The organism is Corynebacterium hindlerae (assembly GCF_014117265.1).
GTDB lineage: Bacteria > Actinomycetota > Actinomycetes > Mycobacteriales > Mycobacteriaceae > Corynebacterium > Corynebacterium hindlerae.
Genome location: NZ_CP059833.1, coordinates 2,600,773 through 2,619,660, shown reverse-complemented (window position 1 = coordinate 2,619,660; position 18,888 = coordinate 2,600,773). Strand labels below are relative to the sequence as shown.

Sequence of the window (18,888 nt, the reverse complement as noted above, 5' to 3'; positions counted from 1 at the left end):
ACGCAGGCACGACCGCGTCGGCGTGAGGTGGGTTGGCACCGGCACACATTGGCGACAACTGGTTGAATAGTTTAGCCATAGATGCCCGAAACCAACCCGTCGCCCCACGAAAACAGGGGTAGCTTTATACACTCCGCTGCATAACTACTGGTAGGTGATGAGCCGCGGTTGCGGCTGAATCCCCATCGTCTGCTCTGGGGTGAGCATCGGGGTGTCTTCATCGTGGAAGTTCTTCCACGCCAGCAAAATCCGCGGGTCAAGGCCCTGCCGCACCATATCCCAGGTGGCCAGCTTGTCCCCTAGCGTGCCATGCCCGTCAGCGTGCAGCACCAGGGCGATGTCGTCGTGGAATTCCAGGGTTTCCCGCCCCCGGATCATCTGCTCCTGGAATTGATGCAGCACCACCGCTTTCTGAGGCAGTTGGCGGGCACGGGTAAACTCCGCGAGCCACCCCGTGACGTCATTGATCTCTGAGGCCTCCACGTGCCCCACTTCCTGCGCCGGCAGCTGCCCCGGCTGCAGCTTCCATTCCGGATCTAATGCCAGCCCGACATTCGGGCGCGCCAACAACTCCTCGTAGCGCTTCGCCTGGTCCAGCAGCGATGCCCGCCCCGGCTGCAGATCAATGATCGCGTAGCCACCGATCGCGGTGATCGCGTCAATATAAGGAACCAGCTCCTCCGGGGCAGACTCGTTGGAAAAGTCGCCGTCGGGGCCGGGGCTTGCCGACGCCACCGTCGCGATGATCTCCATCGCGGGGATTACTGGCTCTGCGGAAAACTGTTGGTACTGCTCTGCGCGTCGTGAAGCTTCTGCGGCTGCGTCGGCGGGCGACATCTCCCCCAGCACCCCCAGCGCCGGCCCGCTCGGGTGTCCGTACAAGGCGACCATGCGCCGCTCGTTGATTTTTGGAGCGGGCGCGGCTGGTGTGGTGACAGCGGTGGTGGTCGGCTCTGGGGCCGGGGCTTGAGTTGCCGAACTACAGGCCGCCGCGAGCCCGGCGGCGAACAGGACGGGAATCAGTTTCGTAGCAGCGATCGCTTGCATCCTTTCGTCGGTTCGTTACCGACAATAGTGCACAAACGGGTACACCCGCCGGGCCACAGCGGGCGAGGCGGGTGTTTTCTCAGGAATGGATTAGACCAGTGGTTCCTTAACCCAAGACATCAGCTTGCGCAGGTTAGCGCCGGTTTCCTCGATTGGGTGCGCAGCGATCTCAGCGCGCAGGCCCTCGAGTTCCTTGTTGCCGCCCTCAACGTTGGCAACCAGGCGCTTGGTGAAGGTGCCGTCCTGGATCTCCTTCAGGATGTCACGCATAGCCTGCTTAGACTCTTCACCGATGACGCGTGGGCCGGCGAGGTAGCCACCGAACTCAGCGGTGTCGGAGATGGAGTAGTTCATAGCGGTCAGGCCGCCCTCGAACATCAGGTCAACGATCAGCTTCATCTCGTGCAGGCACTCGAAGTAAGCCATCTCTGGCTCGTAGCCTGCCTCGACCAGGATGTCGAAGCCAGCCTTGATGAGTTCCTCAGCGCCACCGCACAGCACGGCCTGCTCACCGAACAGGTCGGTCTCGGTCTCGTCCTTGAAGGTGGTCTCGATGATGCCCGCACGGCCACCGCCGATGGCGGAAGCGTAAGACAGGCACAGTGCCTTGCCCTCGCCCTTAGGATCCTGGTCGATGGCGACGAGGCAAGGAACACCCTTGCCGTCCTCAAACTGGCGGCGAACCAGGTGGCCTGGCCCCTTAGGAGCAACCATGCCGATAGTGACGTTTGCCGGTGGCTTGATCAGGTCGAAGTGGATGTTCAGGCCGTGGCCGAACAGCAGAGCGTCGCCATCGTTGAGGTTTGGCTCGATGTCGTTGGCGAAGATGGCAGCCTGGGAGGTGTCCGGAGCCAGCAGCATGATGACGTCAGCCCATGCCGCAGCCTCAGCATTGGACTTGACCTCAAATCCTGCCTCGCGAGCCTTCGCAGCGGACTTGGAGCCCTCGCGCAGGCCGATGCAGACCTCAACGCCGGAGTCGCGCAGGTTCTGAGCGTGAGCGTGGCCCTGGGAGCCGTAGCCGATGATGGCAACCTTTCGACCCTGGATCAGGGACAGGTCGCAGTTGTCGTCGTAAATCATCTCGATAGCCATGTGAATATACCTTTCTAGAAATTTCAGTTTTACAGCTTATTGGGAGCCATGGTCTTGGGACCACGATTCATCGCAATTTCACCCGAGTGCAGTAGCTCGCGGATACCGAACGGCTCCAGGACCTCGAGCAATGCACCGAGTTTACCGGGGGTACCTGTCGCCTCAATGACGAGGGATTCCGGCGCAACGTCCACGACGCGGGCGCGGAAAATGTTGGCAGCGTCCACCACGTGTGGGCGGGATTCGGTGTCAGCGCTCACCTTCACCAGCATCAATGCGCGGGCAACGGTGTTCTCTTCCTCCAAACGCACCACTTTGAGGACGGGGATGAGCTTGTTGAGCTGCTTCGTGATCTGCTCGACCGCTACATCATCGCCGTAGAACACTACGGTGATGCGGTTAATACCCTCGGTTTCCGTACGAGCCGAGGACATCGAGTACATGCTGAAACCACGGCGGGCGAACATACCCGAAATTCGGGAAATGATGCCGTCCTGATCCTGGACCAAAACGCTCAATGTATGGCGAGTACCAGTTGGCGCAATCATTACTGTTCCCTTTCAATCACTTCGGATACGTCTTGTGGACTATCGTCCTCAAACAGCGGCGCCAGCCCCTTGGCGTACTGGATGTCCGAGTTCGAGTGTCCGGCTGCGACCATCGGCCACACCTGAGCGTCCTCACCGACGATGAAGTCGATGACCACTGGGCGGTCGTTGATTTCGCGTGCCTTCTGGATCGTCGGCAGCACTTCTTCATCGCAGGTGACTCGGAATGCCGCGCAGCCCATCGCTTCGGCGAGCCCAACGAAGTCCGGCAGATAGTTGTCGCGGGCACCCAAGTTGGAGTGTGAGTGACGGCCGTCGTAGAACAGGGTCTGCCACTGGCGCACCATACCCAGATTGCCGTTGTTAATCAGCGCGATCTTGATGGGGAAGCCCTCTACTGCGCAGGTGACCAGCTCTTGGTTGGTCATCTGGAAGCAACCATCACCGTCAATAGCCCACACTTCTTTGTCCGGCATCGCCGCTTTGGCGCCCATGGCCGCTGGGATGGAGTATCCCATGGTGCCCAGGCCACCAGAGTTCAGCCAGGTGCGTGGCTTCTCCAAGTCGAGGAACTGGGCGGACCACATCTGGTGCTGGCCCACGCCGGCACAGTAGATGGCGTCGGGGCCGACTTCCTTGGACAAGGTGCTGATAACGAGCTGCGGCTCGACGATGTCTTCGCCCTGCTCCTCGTACCCACGAGGGAAACGAGTGACGAGATTATTGAGGTACGCCCACCACTGAGTCATCTCAGGCTTCGGCAGCTTGTTGGCCTGGTAGGCAGCCAGCAACGCGTCGAGGACCTCCGCGGCGTCACCGACGATAGGAACGGCGACTTCGCGGATCTTTCCAATCTCCGCCGGGTCAATGTCAGCGTGAATGACCTTGGCGCCCGGCGCGAAGCTATCCAGGCGTCCGGTGACGCGGTCGTCGAAACGCGCGCCGATGGTGATGAGCAGGTCAGCGCCCTGCATCGCGCCGACGGCGGGGACGGTGCCATGCATGCCCGGCATGCCCATGTGTTGTGGGTGAGAGTCTGGAAACGCGCCCAAGGCCATGAGGGTGGTGACCACTGGGATGCCGGTGTATTCGGCGAATGCGCGCAGTTGCTCGGAGGCGTCGGCTTTGATGACGCCGCCACCGATATAAAGGACAGGTCGCTGTGCTGCGGAGATCATCCGGACAGCTTCCTCGATCTGGCGGCCGTGTGGCGTGGTGACCGGACGGTAGCCAGGAAGATCCATCACAGGAGGCCAGGAGAAATCCATCATGCCTTCCTGGACGTTCTTTGGGACGTCCACCAGGATTGGGCCCGGGCGACCTGTCGACGCCAAGTGGAACGCTTCCGCGATGGCTGCCGGGATTTCCTGTGGGTCAGTAACCATGAAGTTGTGCTTGGTTACTGGGATGGTGATGCCACGGATGTCTGCTTCCTGGAATGCGTCGGTGCCCAGCAAGCTGGTTCCCACCTGGCCAGTGATGGCGATGATGGGGACTGAGTCCAACATGGCGTCGGCAAGCGGCGTGACCAGGTTGGTGGCGCCGGGTCCGGAGGTGGCGATGCACACGCCGACCTTGCCTGATGCTTGGGCGTACCCGGTGGCCGCGTGTCCTGCTCCCTGCTCGTGGCGGGTGAGCACGTGACGGACTTTGGTTGAGGAGTACAGCGGGTCATAAAGCGGAAGGACAGCGCCGCCTGGAATGCCAAACACCACGTCGGCACCCAGTTCTTCGAGGGAACGGACAATGGCCTGCGCTCCGGTCATTCGTTCCGGCGCTTGTGTTTTCACCCGCTGCGCCAGCGTCGCTGGCGACGGGGCCGAACCGGATTTCCCTGGCTCAGTCACGACTTGCTCCTTTTATGTATGTGGGTATTTAGTGTTCCTCCCCGACCCTGGTGTCCAGGGGTGGCGGTCCGTGGGGCCGGTGATTCACATGGCTAAATGGGGCTTAAATGTCAAAACCCTCGTCCAACACTGTGGTGGGTGTTGTCGAGGGCGCTTGACTGGGGACGACTTGTAGGCGTCGCTACGGCAAGCGCCGTGAACGTACGATTACAAGTCGAATAATGTGCATGCCTCGATACTACACATTCAGTCAGGTTTGGAAAGTCTTTTTTGGGAAAACCGTTCCATTCCCACCCCCGTTATTGTCTCACAGTTTGAAACGGTTGTCTCATTTTTGCCCCCACTAAAAAAGCAATACCCCACCGACCTGCGCAAATAGTATTTTTGCGCGCTCCCGCTTAACCCCGAATACCTCCTTTGGACTACACCATGCCTAGAATGACCCCTATGAGTTCTGAGTCCGCAATGGCGCCACAAGCACCCACGGCCACCACGTTCCACGCCGACCGCACCCACTTGATCGGCGCGGCCGTGATGGCCCTCATTTCCCTGCTGGTCATCGGAGCGAAGCCACTGTATCTCTTCTGGATCCTCGCACTCCCAGCCCTCTTCGCTTACTGGGTCATCAAATCCAAGACCGTCGTTGACGAAGCAGGAATCACGGCTCACTACGCCTTTAAAAAGCCACAGACCATGGCGTGGGGCGACTTCGCAGGCATCCGCTTCGCAGGAAGTGGTGCCTACGCACGGAACTCATCCGAACAAGAGTTTTCCCTCCCGGGCGTTACCTTTAACTCTTTGCCAAAGCTGAGCGTTGCCTCGCAGGGGCGCATTGTCGACGCCCTGACCGCGGGCCGCGACGCCGCCCACGACAAGGTGGTTGTGTACCACCGCGATGGCCGCCAGATCTTGAAGCGCAAAGACGAGGTCTAACTACCCGGGCACGGGGACGAACCGATATCGAAAAGAGCAATCACGGCATGATCCCTCTCCGTTCTAAAGTAACTACCGTTGGCCGCAACGCCGCAGGTGCCCGCGCCCTCTGGCGCGCCACCGGCATGGGCGACAATGACTTTGGCAAGCCGATCATCGCTATTGCCAATTCCTACACCCAGTTCGTCCCAGGCCACGTCCACCTGAAAAATGTGGGCGAGATCGTCGCCGAGGCCATTGAGGCTGCCGGTGGCGTGGCGAAAGAATTTCACACCATCGCTGTTGACGACGGCATCGCCATGGGCCACGGCGGCATGCTGTACTCTCTCCCGTCCCGCGAGATCATCGCCGATTCGGTGGAGTACATGGTGAACGCCCACACTGCCGACGCCCTCGTCTGCATCTCCAACTGCGACAAGATCACGCCGGGCATGCTCAATGCTGCGCTGCGGCTGAACATCCCAGTGGTCTTTGTCTCCGGCGGTCCGATGGAGGCCGGCAAGGCCGTGGTGGTGGACGGCGTGGCCCACGCCCCCACTGATCTAATTACGGCGATTTCCGCCTCGGCGAACGACGGCGTCGATGAGCAAGGCCTCACCGAAGTCGAGCGCTCCGCCTGCCCTACCTGCGGTTCCTGCTCCGGCATGTTCACGGCCAACTCCATGAACTGCCTGACGGAGGCCCTGGGCCTGTCCCTGCCGGGCAACGGTTCTACGTTGGCAACGCACGCCGCACGTCGCGCCCTGTTTGAGGAAGCTGGCCGGGCGATTGTGCAACTGGCCCAGCGCTACTACGGCGAAGGCGACGAGTCCGTCCTCCCGCGCAACATCGCGACTAAGAAAGCCTTCGAAAATGCGATGGCCCTGGACATGGCCATGGGCGGCTCCACCAACACTGTGCTCCACATCCTGGCCGCCGCCCAGGAGGGCGAGGTCGACTTTGACCTGGCGGACATCGACGCACTGTCCAAGAAGGTCGGCTGCCTGTCCAAGGTCTCCCCGAACTCCGACTATCACATGGAGGACGTGCACCGCGCTGGCGGTATCCCCGCCATCTTGGGTGAGCTGTACCGCGGCGGGCTATTGAACGAGGATGTCCACGCCGTCCACTCGGACTCTCTGGAGCAGTGGCTCACTGAGTGGGATATCCGTTCTGGAACCGCCTCAGACAAGGCTATCGACTTGTTCCATGCTGCTCCGGGCGGGGTCCGCACCACGGAGGCGTTCTCCACGGACAACCGCTGGGACTCGCTTGATACCGACGCCGAAACTGGCTGCATCCGCGACATCGAGCACGCCTACACCAAGGACGGTGGCCTGGCGGTGCTGCGTGGCAACATCGCCCCAGACGGCGCAATCATCAAGGCCGCCGGCATTGAGGAAGAGCTGTGGCACTTCAGCGGCCCCGCCCGCGTGGTGGAGTCCCAGGAAGAAGCGGTCTCCGTGATCCTGAATAAGACCATCCAGCCCGGCGAGGTGCTGGTCGTGCGCTATGAAGGCCCCTCCGGTGGTCCGGGCATGCAGGAGATGCTGCACCCCACCGCGTTCCTCAAGGGCGCCGGCCTGGGAAAGAAGTGCGCGCTGATTACCGACGGCCGGTTCTCCGGCGGATCCTCCGGGCTGTCCGTAGGCCACATCTCCCCTGAGGCCGCCCACGGTGGTGTCATCGGCCTCATCGAGGACGGGGACATCGTTACCATTGACGTTCACACCCGTGAGCTGTCCGTGGACGTGGCCGAGGATGAGCTGGAACGGCGTCGTGAAGCCATGCTTGCTTCCGAACGGCCGTGGCAGCCTCGAAACCGCGACCGGCAGGTCACCAAGGCGTTGCGCGCCTACGCGAAGCTGGCAACGTCGGCCGACAAGGGAGCTGTCCGCCGGGTGGACTAGACTAAGTCGTTATGACTTTGGCTCGCCCCACCACTATCAACCTGGAACTTTCTCCGAAAATTCTGTGGACGATATCTGTTACCGCCCTCGTCTCCGGTTTATGGCAGATTATCCACTTCTACCTGTTGTGGGATTACCACATCGATATGGAAGTGTATCGCGCCGGAGCGAGGGCGTTTTTGGATAACAGATCGCTCTATGCTGAGCCCTTCGAAGTAGCCGGCATTAGGCTGCCATTCATCTACCCGCCGTTCGGCGCGGCGATTTTGAGTCCCTTCGCACTGGTCAGCGGCAAAGTGGCAGCGGTGTCCGTGATTGTGCTGTCCGCGCTGCTGACCTACCTGTGCATCTTCGTTATTTCCCGGGCGCTGATCCGAAATAACCCGCTGCTATCCTTCACGTTCGCTTGCGTCATGTGGCCGCTTGCGCTGCTGTCGGAGCCGCATACGATGAACGCGAGCTACGGGCAGATCAACGTGCTGGTGTTGGCGCTGTGTGTGCTTGATCTGGTGCCCCGAAAGCGGTTCCTGCCTCAGGGCACGCTGATTGGCGTTGCTGCGGCGATTAAGCTTACCCCGGTGGCGCTGTGCCTGTTCTTCCTGCTCCGCAAGGATTTCAAGGCGATTTTCTGGGCCGGTTTCGCTGGCGTGTTTGTCACAGCTGTCACTGCCCTGTTCCGCTTCACCGCCACCAAAGAGTTCTACACCGACATGATCTTCAAGATGAACTCGACCAACGAGGCGGGCGTGAGCACGGCGTACATGACGAACCAGTCCATCAAGGGCATGCTGGCCCGTTGGGCGCCGTCGGAGGCAGCCGCGCAGCAGCATCAGACGCTCATCGACATCGCCTGGATCATCATCGTCCTCGTGGCGGTCATTGCCGCCTCGAAGCTAATGTTGCTGATGTTTGAACGCAACATGCTTGTCGACGCCGCCATGGTCAACGCAGGCCTCATGCTGATCATTTCCCCGATCTCTTGGTCCCACCACTGGGTGTGGATGCCGCTGTTTGCCATGGTGCTTATTCACCGCTGGCTGGCGACACCAAAAAATCCAGTGCTGCTTGGTATCTGCGCTGGTGCCACCTGGCTGTTTTGTTTGCAGATTAAGCCGCACTGGATTTTTGGTGATTTGCACGAGGAAATGTTTGGTTTCAGCGTGCTGCAGAAAATTATTTTGTCAGGCTACCTGTGGCTGATGCTGTTCATCCTGGTGAGCCTATTCATCGTGATGAAGCGGACGAAAGTTAATTCAGCGGATTAACCCCAGCTCCGAACCACCAGAGTGCTACGGCGCCCGCGATGCCGACGATCGCCCAGATCCAGGAGGAGGCCAACGGGCGCCTAGCCCAGCTGCGTGCCACGTCAAAGGACAGTTTGCCTGGCCCGGTGAACTGTAGACCAAGCGCAATCGCAGCGAGCAACGCCGAAAGGGTAAGGCTAGTTTCCGGGTAGAACACGTTAATGCCATCGGCTTGTGCCAGAGCGTGGACTGCCCCGAAGCCGGTGACGGCGGTAGCAATAGAGGCCGCGACCGGGGTCAGCAGGCCGAGGAGCAGGAAGACACCAGCGATGAGCTGCAGGGTTGGCACTGCAATAGCAAGGATTCCACCGAGGGCGTAGTCGCTGAATTGGCTTTGCAGTCCGGTGATTCCTGGGGCGCCACCTAATTCGAAGAAGGTTCGCAGGCCCATGAGCAGCAGCAGCGCACCGATGACCACGCGGATAATCATCAGACCGAAGTCGATGGTGCCACGGCGGGCATCGACCTCGTTTGTTACCGGGGTAGATTCAGCGGTTTCAGCAGGGGCCACGTAAGGATCGTCCGCTACGGAGTTGTTGCTAAATGGCGATCGGTACAGCGGTTTGTCCGTGGTGGGTGCATCGAAGGAGGCGGTGGGCTCTGGGTCGGAGCTGATCTTGTACAGGTTCTGTGTAGGTTCTGGAGTGGCCATTTTTGGCTCCGCTTCCTGTTCAGGTTTGGTCGCTGCGATATTTTGTGGAGCCGGCCGACCGTAGCGTTCGTAGAGCTTATCCGAGCCGGATTTTTTGTGTTCTGGTTGGTAGGTGGGCACGTCTGCGAGCCCGTCGAGGTCATCAAGGTTGGGTTGTTCGTTGTTAGCCATGGCACAAGCGTAAGTCAGCACTTTCGCTTTCGCAGCGACAAACACGGCACTTTTGATAACGACTTGCTTGCCTTTCCCTCCCACACCCCCTATTGTTGACATATCTACAGAATGGAGAGTGTGATTGACTATGACCGAGGTTTGGGCCGGGCCGCCGCAGAATGCGGCGAAGGAGGGCGAGTTCATCCGGGACACCAACTACATCACTGACCGCATTGTCAGTTCTGTCTCAGAGGTCACCGAACAGCCCGACGGCACCTTCCATTGGCCGGTGGAGGCGGGCCGGTATCGGCTCATGGCTGCTCGGGCGTGCCCGTGGGCACATCGCACGATCATTTCCCGTCGCCTGCTGGGCTTGGAGGATGTTATCTCGTTGAGTTTGGCGGCGCCTACTCACGACGTCCGCTCCTGGAATTATGACCTTGATCCGGGTGGTGTAGACCCGGTGCTGGGTATCCGGCGCCTCCAGGAGGCGTATTTCAATCGTTTCCCTGATTATCCGCGGGGTATTACTGTGCCAGCGATCGTCGATGTTGCTAGCAAGTCGGTGGTGACGAATGACTATCCTTCGATCACACTGGAATTCGCTACGGAGTGGACGGCGTTCCACCGTGCGGGCGCCCCGGACCTCTACCCGGTTCAGCTGCGCGATGAGATCGACGAGATCAACGCGCGGGTGTTTAAGGACGTCAACAACGGGGTATACCGCTGCGGGTTCGCCGCGAGCCAGGAGGCGTACGAGGCCGCCCACGAGCAGCTTTTCGACGCCCTGGATTGGCTCGAGGACCACCTCAGCACCCGACGATATTTGGTCGGGGGCCATATCACGGAAGCCGATATCCGCCTCTACCCCACGCTGATCCGTTTCGACGTCTGCTACTACTCGCACTTTAAGTGCAGCCGCAACCGGATCAAGGACATGCCCAACCTGTGGGGCTACCTGCGCGATCTGTACCAGACGCCGGGCTTCGGTGACACCACCGACCTGCAGCAGGTCAAGGAGCATTACTTCATTACGCACGCAGAGATTAATCCGACGCAGATCGTGCCGGTGGGTCCTGACATGTCGGATCTCATCTCACCACATGGTCGGGAGCGGCTCGGCGGCAGCCCGTTCGGGCCGGGCGCTACCCCGCCGACGAGCTAAAGCAGGTGCTCGTTGGCTGCAGCCACGACGGAGGTGGTGAGGCTGCCGAGCATGGACGATTGCAGACGCCAGTGTTGCCAATAGAGCGGGACGTCCACGACGGCGTCGTCAAGCAGCACCAGCTCGCCGGAATCGAGCAGCGGTTGACTTTGTAGGTCAGCGACGAAAGCCCAGCCGAGGCCGGCACGCACCGCTTCGAGGAAGGCCTCGGAGGATGGGATTTGGGAGATGCGCCGTTCCCGGGGGCGTTCCGGTAGGCGGCCGTGCCAGTCCATGTCTTGGAGTGCGTCGTGGGGCCCGTAGCGCAGGACGGGCATTTCTGCCCAGTCGATGGCGCCGCCCTTGAGGTAGTCGTCGCGCAGGCGGGGCGCTGCTACCGCGCGGTACCGCATGATGCCGAGTTCGCGGACGTCGCAGCCGGAAACGGGATTGGCTTCTGTGGTGACGGCGCCGAGACAGTCGCCGCGGCGAAGAAGGGAGAGGGAGTGTGCCTCGTCCTCGATGCGCACCTGGAGGGTGGCGTGTTTCCAGGTGGCAACGTCGGCGAAAACGTCGGGGAACCACGTTGCGAGGGAGTCTGCGTTGATGGCGACGGACAGTGGCACTCGGGCGATGCTCCGCTCGAGCGCGACGTCGGTTTCCGCTTGGAGGAGCGCCATGCGCCGGGCGGCTTGGGCGAGGATTTCTCCGGCGTCGGTGGCCGCGACGGGGCTGGTGCGGCGGATGAGGACGCGCCCCATGTCCGATTCGAGCGCTTTGATTCGTTGACTCACGGCGCTCGGGGTGATGTGAAGAGCCTCGGCAGCACCTTCAAAGCTGCCTTCGTCGAGGACAGCGAGCAGCGTCGTGAGGTGATTTTGGTTCATGAAGCAATTCTAACCCACCGTTATTGCTTTTTTACAAGCATTCGCGCAGATGAACTTTAGGTATATTTCTCACTTTTTCAGCTCGTTAATTTTGCTTCACATGACTTTTCGGTCACAATATAGGGCATGAGCGTAGTACTGAGTGGATTAGTGATCGGCCTTTCTCTCATTGTCGCTATCGGCCCCCAGAACGCCCTCATTATTAAGCAAGGGATGAAACGCGAACATGTCGGGGCGATCCTACTCGTCTGCATGCTTTCCGACATCCTCCTCATCCTCGGCGGCACCCTCGGCGTCGGCGTCCTCATCGAACGCGCCCCGCTCTTCCTCACTGTGCTCAAATGGTTCGGCGTGGTGTATCTCAGCTACTTCGCATTCACCTGCTTCAGAGACGCCACCCGCCAGCGTGACACCGAAGTCATCGCCGAAACAGCGCCGGAACAAGCAGCGTCCGCAGGCAGCTTCACGACGACCACCCTCAAAACCCGCGTCAAGGCGCAGGCGCGCACCTCATGGCACAAACCCGTGCTGACCGCGCTAGCTTTCACGTGGCTCAACCCAGCCGCCTACATTGACGCCCTAGTGATGCTCGGAGGCATCGCCAACCAACACGGCGACATCATGCGCTGGTACTTCGCCGCCGGCGCCCTCGCCGCCAGCGCCCTCTGGTTCCCCACCATCGGATTCCTGTCCATCAAGGGCGCCGCTATGCTCCAGCAGCCACGCATCTGGAGCATCGTTAACGTCGCGATCGGCTTCATCATGGTGTACATGGCCATCAAGGTGGCGATGTTTTAACCGCGCTGTTTAATGGGAGCCTGCGTGCCCGCGCGTTGGCCGCCTAGATTGCTGTGGGTTTGGCTGGGCCCCGACGTTACGCCCCCGACATTGCCCTGAAAATGTGGCCCTGCAACGTTGGCCCCGACATTACGCCCCCGAGGTTGCCCCAAAAACACCCCAATGAGCCCGAACTTCGGGAGGGTAATGTCGGGGAGAAGATAAAGCAGCCTTAACCGCGCCCCAACACCGAAAAGGCTGAGGCCAGTGAAACGGTTGGGAATGCTGTGGCGGCAAGGTTCACGGATCCGACATCACGGCCTGCGCGTTGGCCCCGACATTCGGGCCCTGCAACGTTGGCCCCGACATTACGCCCCCGAGGTTGCCCCAAAAACACCCCAATGAGCCCGAACTTCGGGAGGGTAATGTCGGGGGGCAAACGCATAACCACCCCAAGATCAGCAAATCCCGCCACCCGAGCAACGTCGTCGGATGGCGGGATGAAAACTGGAACCTTTGCAGTTAAAACCTTAGGAAGCAAACTTGCGGCGAACTACCACACCCGCTGCACTTACAACCAGCAGGAAGAGAACGGCAGCAAGTGCGCGTGCAGCGGTGTTGTTACCGGTTGCAGCCAAGACGCCTCGCTTGCCAGCGGCAACATCGCCCTTCTTTGGGTGACCTGCGGCAACTTCGCCGGCCTTGCCCTGGTTTCCGCCATGACCCGCGGCAACTTCGCCACCGACGCGGCCACCATTGCCACCGGTTTCCTTCTTCTCGGTGTTGGTGTTGGAGGAAGAACCGAGGTTTGCGCCCCCCTCAGAGGAGAGCATGCTACCGAAGGACAGGCCAGCCAGAGTCAGGCCAGTGATTCCTAGGATGGTGCGAACATTCAGACCACCGTCTTCGGAGGAACCTGCGGTCAGGTTCAGGCTCCGGTTGGTGTCGGTAGTGGTAGTGGTGTTGGTGGTGGTGCCAGAGGAACCGGTAACGGCGTTAATGTCGACGTTTGGCACGTCTACCTTTGGCACGGAGGAGCCCATGTTCCCGGCAGTGTTAGTGCCACCGGTGATGGTGCGTTCGATCTTACCGTCGGTGCGCACCTCGGTCTGTGGAGCAGAAGAACCAAGGTTCCCGGCAGCGTTGGTACCACCGGTGATGGTGCGTTCGATTTTCCCATCGGTGCGTACCTCGGTCTGAGGAGCGGTTGCTGGAGAAGAAAGAGCGTTGAGTGCGGCGTTGCCCGTTGCATTTGCGCCGGTCTGGCCTGCGAGCTCAGCGTCTGCGCGGGCCTTAAGTTCGACCAGCTTAAGTACATCGCCCTTTTCCAGGGCTTCACGGATCTCTGCCTGAAGCCCGCCAGAAAGTTTGTAGAACTGTGCCATGGAGCCGGCGATGGACTCAATGGAGTAACCAGAGCTCGTCGCGGTGGACTGTGCGCTGGCAGCTGGAACGAAAGTAAGAGACATCGCGCCTGCAAGTGCCAGAGCGGTTACAGAAGTAGCAAAACGCTTCATAACAATCCTTCTAAAAAAGAAATTACAAGTGTTGGTCATCACTGGCGTACCGAGTCGTCCCAGCCATGTGTGAACACGTGCTCACATACGACCATCATTCACCACTTAAGCCACTTTGGAAACTTAAACCTCGTTAGTCACAAATTTCACATTGACATCATTCGCACCAAAGCCCAGGTGAATGCCATAAAAATAGAAAATCCACCCACCCCATTTCGGGGGTAGGTGGACGTTATAGAAGCGCGGAGGCCGAAAACTAAGCCGGCGGTGGCGGTGGCGGTGGCAGCAACGGCGGCAGCGGTGGAAGCGGCGGCAGCGGTGGAAGCGGCGGCAGTTCAGGCGGTGGAGGCAGCACCGGCCCAGGTGGTGGTGGCGGTGGTGCCGGTGGTTCAGGCGCCGGCGCTGGTGCAGGAGCAGGGGCCGGCGCTGGCGGTGGCGGTGGCGGTGGCGGAGCGAGCGGAGCACGTGGCGCCTCAGATGTCGACGTCGTGGTAGGAGTCGGAGAAGGCGAAGGCGACGGCGATGAAGTAGGAGTCGGCGACGAAGTTGGGGTTGTGCTTGGGGCGGCCGGGGTGGTCGTCGACAAGCGTGCTGCTTCCTCTCCCCCAGCCACACCAACGAACTGCCACCCGACGACGGCGTTGCGCACCGAATCGGCGAGCGGATTGGCGGGCTGGATACAGCTGATGGTCAGCAGGCGACCGGGAGTGGCGTCGGTCCCCCAGATTTCATCTTGGTTAACCAACGTGTCCTTGTTGGGCGAGTGGAAGTCGGTGGCGCGGTAGACCAACCACTTGTCGCCGGACTCCGCGGTGCGGATGTAAAGCTTGGCGCCTTCACTAATGGTGTGTCGGTCATCTTTCCCGTCGTACAGATCATTGAAGACAGCTGGGACACCTGCGCCGGTGTGGCCCGCGATCACGACGAGGTCCTTGGAGTTGGTTCCAGGCAATTCGTAAGGCTTGTCCGGCGCGGTGTAGACGCACGCGTTGCTCATGGACTTGGGGTCAATCGCCCCGTTCTTCACCCGGCAAGATTCTTCATCGAAATTACCGCGGATGTTCACATCCGGAATGACCAGTTCGATAGGAGCGCTCGGGTTGATCGTTGGGAAATCCTGGGTCTGCACTACCCCGGTGGCGACCTCGTCCGGGATTACCACTTCCTTGGAGCAGGCCGTCACCGTTACCGCGGACGCACCGAGTGCCACCGCCACGAGAGCTTTGCGCATTTCGCCACCTTACGTTGAGTCTTCTGACGGGATATTAGCACCGCTTAACGACGCCCCGGTGCACAAACACGAATCCCCGCTCCCAAACTTGGGAACGGGGACTACTAACTACCTAGAAGATTATTAGGCAGACTTACGACGCAGGATGAAAGCAGCAGCGCCAGCAATGGTCAGTGCAAACATGATGGCAACAGGAGCCACAGAGTTAGCACCGGTCTGAGCGAGCATACCGCGCTTAGCAGGAGCCTGGGCAGCAGGAGCAGCAGGCTTCACGCCCTTCTCAGCACCTGGCTTAACACCCTTTTCTGGACCCTTTGGAGCCTCAGGAGCAGGAGCTGGCTTCTCAGCTGGCTTCTCCGCAGGCTTCTCAGAGGAGCCGTTAGCACCAGAAGACAGAGCAGCAGCACCAAGACCCAAAACAGCAGCAGCGCTCAGAGCAGGGCCAAGGCCGTAGCCATCGGAAGAATCGTTGTCAGGATCGATTGGAGCAGGAGTATCACAAACCAAGTCAGCATTCAGCTTAATGTCAGCTTCTACTGCGGCCACGGTGCCAGCGTATTCACCCTGGGTACGGTCAGCAGGCTTCTTAGCGTTGTAGCGATCTACCTGCCCCTGGGTGGATGGAGACAACTTGCAGGCATCCTTGGCGGAAACAACAACATCAGGAAGGCTGGATTCAGGCTTTGGCTGATCTTCACACTTGCCAAATTGGAAATCCGATACTGCAGTACCGTCTACAGTCTTGTACTTGCCATCTTGATGGACAAGCTTAACGGTAACACCGTTTACACATGCATCAAAACTAGCTGGGGCAGGGATCTGAGCGTGAGCGGCTGGTGCAGCACCGAGGACCATGGCGCCAGCGAGTGCGATGGCGGAAGCAGACTTAGCAAAGCGCTTCATAGGATCATCTCCTTTTAATCAACGGTGCTGACTTGTTTCAACACCTACGCATATAACTTAGACGCTTTTTGCGTGTACAACACTGTAATTTTCAGAACACTTGCAGCTGTCACCCCGAAGGTTCACGTTCCATTGAACTAACATGCAGGTAATCTGTAACTTTTTAGTTAAATTTCAGGATGGCAACAAACCCCTAGCTTGGGGGTATTGTTATCACAATTAGGTAACCCTCATATCAATACACACATCCCTTGAAACATGCCCGGCCACGCAAGGCACGCAATTAACAGTTATGTGCGCTTCTGAATATTCAGATTGTTCATCATTGCGCGATCCACTTTACTGGGAGCTACCTCCCCAATGACCAGCTCTATAGCAATACTCGGACCGATCTTTAGGTAGCCCCAATGCAAACACGAATCCCCGCTCCCAAACTTGGGAACGGGGACTACTAACTACCTAAAAAGACAATTAGGCAGACTTACGACGCAGGATGAAAGCAGCAGCGCCAGCAATGGTCAGTGCAAACATGATGGCAACAGGAGCCACAGAGTTAGCACCGGTCTGAGCGAGCATACCGCGCTTAGCAGGAGCCTGGGCAGCAGGAGCAGCAGGCTTCACGCCCTTCTCAGCACCTGGCTTAACACCCTTTTCTGGACCCTTTGGAGCCTCAGGAGCAGGAGCTGGCTTCTCAGCTGGCTTCTCCGCAGGCTTCTCAGAGGAGCCGTTAGCACCAGAAGACAGAGCAGCAGCACCAAGACCCAAAACAGCAGCAGCGCTCAGAGCGGGACCAAGACCAGCGGAAGAGCCATCATAGTCAGGATCGATTGGGTTTGGGCAGGTAACTTCGGTCGCCATACGTTCAACCAAGGCTTCACGAGTCTCTGGGTAACGGTTTTCCTTAGGAGTAGCGTTCCATACATTGACCGCATTGTGAATATCAATCGTAGCGGTACACTCCCCCGGAATGTTCAAATCATCAACATTTGCATTCTGGGCTGATGCGACTGGAGCGACACCGAGAGTCATGGCGCCAGCGAGTGCGATGGCGGAAGCAGACTTAGCAAAGCGCTTCATAGGATTATCTCCTTTTAATCAACGGTGCCGACTTGTTTCAACACCTATCCGCATAACTTAGTCACTTTTACATAAGGGCAACACTGCAACTGCCAGAAAAATTGCACGAAATCCTTTGAAACTTTAAGCCTGGCGTTATGAAAGTGCAGGTTATCCACAACTTTTTAGTAAGGATACAAAACGATAACAATCCCCACTCCGGGAGGATAATCATCAAAATTGGGTATCACTCACAGCGACACACGCGCCCCTTAAGTCAAACCAAGCCTCAAAGAACTAGTTATTTGCACTTCTGCGCGATCAGTTTGTTCACCGTTGCGGGATCTGCCTTGCCACGGGTCGCCTTCATCACGGCGCCCACGATCGCACCAGAGGCCTTCATGTTGCCGCCCTTGATCTTCGCCACCACATCAGGGTTAGCAGCAAGCGCCTCATCCACAGCCTTTTCCACGGCGCCGTCATCCTGCATCACTTCCAGGCCACGCTTCTGCACGACCTCATCCACGTCGCCTTCACCGGCCAGCACACCGTCCACGGCCTGGCGGGCCAGCTTGTTGGTGAGCTTTCCTTCCTTAATAAGGGCCACCACACGCGCTACCTGCGCCGGCGTGATCGGGAGCTGTTCCAGCTCCACATCGGATTCCTTGGCCTTCTGCGCCAGGTAGGACACCCACCAGGAACGGGCCTCGTCAGGGGTGGTGCCTTCCTCCACGGTCTGGATAATCAGCTCCAGCGCCCCGGCGTTGACCAGATCACGCATTTCGGCGTCGGAAAGCTGCCATTCCTGCTGAATGCGGGCCTTGCGCACCCACGGCAACTCCGGCAGCGTCGCGCGGATCTGTTCCACCCACTCGCGCGGCGCAATGACCGGCGGTAGGTCAGGATCGTTGAAGTAGCGGTAATCCTCCGCAGTCTCCTTCGGACGTCCCTTCGACGTGGAGCCGTCCGCCTCCTGGTAGTGGCGCGTCTCCTGAACGATCTCCTCACCGTTTTCAATCGCGGCAGCCTGACGCATCATCTCATAGCGCACCGCCTGCTCAACCGACTTCAAAGAGTTGATGTTCTTCGTCTCCGTACGGGTGCCAAACTCAGTGGTACCAACCGGGCGCAGCGACACGTTAGAGTCCACACGCATCGACCCCTGATCCATCCGGGCATCCGACACACCCAGGGCCTTCACCAGGTCACGCAGCGCAGAAACATACGCGCGGGCAACCTCAGGAGCACGCTCCCCCGCCCCCACGATCGGCTTCGTAACGATCTCAATCAGCGGCACACCAGCACGGTTCACATCAACCAGCGAAGACGTCGCACCGTGGATACGCCCCTCAGCGCCACCGAGGTGGGTGAGCTTCGCGGTGTCTTCCTCCATGTGCGCGCGCTCAATCTCCACGCGCCAGGTTTCCCCATCATCCAGGACAACATCCAGGTAGCCGTCATACGCGATCGGCTCATCATACTGGGAGATCTGGTAGTTCTTCGGCTGATCCGGGTAGAAGTAATTCTTGCGGGCGAACCGAGACGATTCAGCAATCTTGCAGTTCAGCGCCAGACCAATCTTGATCGCCCACTCCACGCCTTTTTCGTTGACCACCGGCAGCGCGCCCGGCAAGCCGAGGCTCACGGGATCGACGTTGCTATTTGGCTCAGCGCCAAAGTGCGCCGAGCTGGCCGAAAACATCTTGGTTTCGGTCGCCAACTCAACGTGCACTTCCATGCCCATCACCGGCTCGAATTTAGTGAGAACTTCGTCGTAATCCATGAGGTCAGTCATGGTTCACTAGTCTACTAACATGCGCCCGATAAGGTAGCTAACGGGGTTGCGCAACCCCCATCAAACGCCACTGTGCCCCAGGAGGCAGAACTTCCTGAGGCACAGCTTTT

At 59.3% G+C, this 18,888-nt stretch carries 16 protein-coding genes; 5 read left to right on the top strand and 11 right to left on the bottom strand.

Going from position 1 to position 18,888, the window contains the following annotated elements; translation table 11 throughout:
• Positions 1-144 precede the first annotated feature (144 nt).
• The 4 genes from HW450_RS12610 to HW450_RS12595 all read right to left on the bottom strand — a co-directional run bounded on the left by HW450_RS12610 (position 145) and on the right by HW450_RS12595 (position 4,537).
• Positions 145-1,047 (bottom strand): hypothetical protein, encoded by a 903-nt coding sequence (locus HW450_RS12610; protein WP_182385952.1) that lies wholly within the window; start codon positions 1,045-1,047, stop codon positions 145-147.
• A gap of 90 nt (positions 1,048-1,137) precedes the next feature.
• Positions 1,138-2,142 (bottom strand): ketol-acid reductoisomerase, encoded by a 1,005-nt coding sequence (ilvC, locus tag HW450_RS12605; RefSeq protein ID WP_182385951.1) that lies wholly within the window; start codon positions 2,140-2,142, stop codon positions 1,138-1,140.
• Between the two features lie 29 nt (positions 2,143-2,171).
• Positions 2,172-2,690: an acetolactate synthase small subunit gene (gene ilvN, locus HW450_RS12600; protein WP_182385950.1), complete on the bottom strand. Its 519-nt coding sequence runs from the start codon at positions 2,688-2,690 to the stop codon at positions 2,172-2,174.
• Positions 2,690-4,537 carry an acetolactate synthase large subunit gene (locus tag HW450_RS12595; RefSeq protein ID WP_182385949.1) on the bottom strand — a complete coding sequence of 616 codons (1,848 nt, stop codon included), beginning with the start codon at positions 4,535-4,537 and terminating at the stop codon, positions 2,690-2,692. The genes ilvN and HW450_RS12595 overlap by 1 nt, the downstream gene beginning before the upstream one ends.
• A gap of 447 nt (positions 4,538-4,984) precedes the next feature.
• Here HW450_RS12595 and HW450_RS12590 point away from each other — a divergent pair, with 447 nt between their 5' ends.
• The 3 genes from HW450_RS12590 to HW450_RS12580 are packed head-to-tail and all read left to right on the top strand — an operon-like array spanning position 4,985 to position 8,624.
• Positions 4,985-5,470, top strand: a complete 486-nt coding sequence (locus tag HW450_RS12590) for a PH domain-containing protein (RefSeq protein WP_232843272.1) — start codon at positions 4,985-4,987, stop codon at positions 5,468-5,470.
• Positions 5,471-5,517: 47 nt separating this feature from the next.
• Complete coding sequence (gene ilvD / locus HW450_RS12585; RefSeq protein ID WP_182385947.1) at positions 5,518-7,359, top strand: dihydroxy-acid dehydratase; 1,842 nt, start codon at positions 5,518-5,520, stop codon at positions 7,357-7,359.
• Positions 7,360-7,370: 11 nt separating this feature from the next.
• Positions 7,371-8,624, top strand: a complete 1,254-nt coding sequence (locus tag HW450_RS12580; RefSeq protein ID WP_182385946.1) for a glycosyltransferase family 87 protein — start codon at positions 7,371-7,373, stop codon at positions 8,622-8,624.
• On the opposite strand, the gene HW450_RS12575 is transcribed toward HW450_RS12580, so the two are convergent.
• On the bottom strand, positions 8,608-9,486 hold the full coding sequence (locus tag HW450_RS12575; RefSeq protein ID WP_182385945.1) for a DoxX family protein: 879 nt from the start codon (positions 9,484-9,486) through the stop codon (positions 8,608-8,610). The two genes, HW450_RS12580 and HW450_RS12575, sit on opposite strands and share 17 nt — an antisense overlap.
• A gap of 130 nt (positions 9,487-9,616) precedes the next feature.
• Here HW450_RS12575 and HW450_RS12570 point away from each other — a divergent pair, with 130 nt between their 5' ends.
• Positions 9,617-10,633, top strand: a complete 1,017-nt coding sequence (locus HW450_RS12570; RefSeq protein WP_182385944.1) for a glutathione S-transferase family protein — start codon at positions 9,617-9,619, stop codon at positions 10,631-10,633.
• On the opposite strand, the gene HW450_RS12565 is transcribed toward HW450_RS12570, so the two are convergent.
• Positions 10,630-11,499: a LysR family transcriptional regulator ArgP gene (locus HW450_RS12565; protein ID WP_182385943.1), complete on the bottom strand. Its 870-nt coding sequence runs from the start codon at positions 11,497-11,499 to the stop codon at positions 10,630-10,632. The genes HW450_RS12570 and HW450_RS12565 overlap by 4 nt on opposite strands.
• Before the next feature lie 126 nt (positions 11,500-11,625).
• Between HW450_RS12565 and HW450_RS12560 the strand changes: the two genes are divergently transcribed.
• Entirely contained in the window at positions 11,626-12,297 is a 672-nt protein-coding gene (locus HW450_RS12560) for a LysE/ArgO family amino acid transporter (protein WP_182385942.1), read from the top strand.
• Positions 12,298-12,806: 509 nt separating this feature from the next.
• Here HW450_RS12560 and HW450_RS12555 read toward each other — a convergent pair.
• The 5 genes from HW450_RS12555 to gatB all read right to left on the bottom strand — a co-directional run bounded on the left by HW450_RS12555 (position 12,807) and on the right by gatB (position 18,778).
• Positions 12,807-13,793, bottom strand: a complete 987-nt coding sequence (locus HW450_RS12555) for a hypothetical protein (protein ID WP_182385941.1) — start codon at positions 13,791-13,793, stop codon at positions 12,807-12,809.
• Between the two features lie 256 nt (positions 13,794-14,049).
• Positions 14,050-15,024 carry a sortase family protein gene (locus HW450_RS12550; RefSeq protein WP_182385940.1) on the bottom strand — a complete coding sequence of 325 codons (975 nt, stop codon included), beginning with the start codon at positions 15,022-15,024 and terminating at the stop codon, positions 14,050-14,052.
• A 123-nt stretch (positions 15,025-15,147) separates the two neighbouring features.
• On the bottom strand, positions 15,148-15,927 hold the full coding sequence (locus HW450_RS12545) for an LPXTG cell wall anchor domain-containing protein (RefSeq protein WP_182385939.1): 780 nt from the start codon (positions 15,925-15,927) through the stop codon (positions 15,148-15,150).
• 471 nt (positions 15,928-16,398) lie between these two features.
• A complete protein-coding gene (locus HW450_RS12540; RefSeq protein WP_182385938.1) occupies positions 16,399-17,004 on the bottom strand; it encodes an LPXTG cell wall anchor domain-containing protein in 606 nt (201 codons plus the stop codon).
• 280 nt (positions 17,005-17,284) lie between these two features.
• Positions 17,285-18,778, bottom strand: a complete 1,494-nt coding sequence (gatB, locus tag HW450_RS12535; RefSeq protein WP_182385937.1) for an Asp-tRNA(Asn)/Glu-tRNA(Gln) amidotransferase subunit GatB — start codon at positions 18,776-18,778, stop codon at positions 17,285-17,287.
• Between the last annotated feature and the right edge of the window lie 110 nt (positions 18,779-18,888).